General features: G+C 65.1%; 1 protein-coding gene. It reads left to right on the forward strand.

All coding sequences use genetic code 11. The features are described from left to right. Positions 1-1,149 (forward strand): acyl-CoA dehydrogenase family protein (locus tag V9L17_RS21220; RefSeq protein WP_337352797.1); only part of this gene is annotated, 1,149 nt, incomplete at both ends.

Raw genomic sequence — 1,149 nt, forward strand, 5'->3', positions numbered from 1 at the left:
TTTTGAACTCAGTGAGGAATACCAGGACCTCAGCGACACCGTACGGGACTTCGCGGACCACGCAGTGGCCCCCGTGTCGGCCAAGCACGACGAGGAGCACAGTTTCCCGTACGAAATCGTTAAGCAAATGGCCGGCATGGGCCTGTTCGGGCTGCCCTTCCCCGAGGAGTACGGCGGGATGGGCGGCGACTATTTCGCCCTGGCGCTGGCCCTCGAACAGCTGGGCCGGGTGGACCAGTCCGTGGCCATCACCCTGGAGGCAGGGGTCTCCCTTGGCGCCATGCCGGTCTACCGGTTCGGCACCGACGCGCAGAAGGAGGAATGGCTGCCCGTCCTGGCCTCTGGTGAGGCGCTCGCCGGCTTCGGCCTCACGGAGCCGGAAGCCGGTTCGGATGCCGGCGGCACCAAGACCCACGCCCGGCGAGAGGGTGGCGAGTGGGTCATCAACGGCAATAAGGAGTTCATCACCAACTCCGGAACGGACATCACCCGCCTGGTCACGGTCACTGCCGTCACCGGCCAGAAGGAACGCAAGGACGGGAGCATCAAGAAGGAGATTTCCACCATCCTGGTCCCCACCAACACGCCCGGGTTCACGGCTGAAAAGGCGTACAACAAGGTGGGCTGGAACGCCTCCGACACGCATCCGCTGACTCTGAAGGACGTCCGGGTGCCGGAGGAAAACCTGCTGGGTGCAGAGGGTCGCGGCTACGCAAACTTCCTCTCCATCCTCGACGAAGGCCGGATCGCCATCGCCGCACTGGCCACGGGGGCGGCGCAGGGCTGCGTGGACCTGTCGGTGAAGTACGCCAAGGAGCGCAGCGCGTTTGGCCACTACATCGGCAAGCACCAGGCCATCGCGTTCAAGATCGCCCGCATGCAGGCCCGCGCGCATACTGCACGGCTGGCCTACTACGACGCCGCCGCCCGGATGCTCGCAGGCAAGCCATTCAAGACGCAGGCGGCCATCGCTAAGATGGTCGCAGGCGAGGCGGCCATGGACAACGCGCGGGATGCCACCCAGGTATTCGGCGGCTATGGCTTCATCAACGAATTCACTGTGGCACGCCACTACCGCGACTCCAAGATCCTTGAAGTGGGGGAGGGCACCACGGAGGTCCAGCTGATGCTGATCGCCCGCGAACTCGG

It is taken from the genome of Pseudarthrobacter sp. CCNWLW207, assembly GCF_037203945.1.
In the GTDB taxonomy this organism is placed as follows: Bacteria; Actinomycetota; Actinomycetes; order Actinomycetales; family Micrococcaceae; genus Arthrobacter.